General features: G+C 63.9%; 1 pseudogene. It reads left to right on the forward strand.

Features of this window, described 5'->3' with window-relative positions:
* Window positions 1-88: 88 nt before the first annotated feature.
* Window positions 89-277, forward strand: a pseudogene (locus tag IH54_RS0139005) (carbohydrate ABC transporter permease); the annotation flags it as partial.

The following is a 277-nucleotide window of genomic DNA, read 5'->3' on the forward strand; positions in this document are numbered from 1 at the left end:
TCCTGATCTCCCTGATCGTCGCGCTGATCTACCAGCGCTTCGTCCTGCGCCGTGACCTGCGCGGAGCCGTCACGGAAGGAACCGTCTGATGAGCGCGACCACGGAGAGGACCTGGTTCTCCTCCGCCCGACAGAAGAAGCCCAGCAGCGGCGATGCACCGGACAAGTGGGGCAATCCAGTCACCTACTTCATCGCCCTGCTCTTCATCGCGGTCTGCATCGCGCCCGTCCTCTACATCGTCGTCGGCGGCTTCCGCACCAACTCGCAGATCACCACC

Source organism: Streptomyces sp. NRRL F-5123, from assembly GCF_000721495.1.
GTDB lineage: Bacteria > Actinomycetota > Actinomycetes > Streptomycetales > Streptomycetaceae > Actinacidiphila.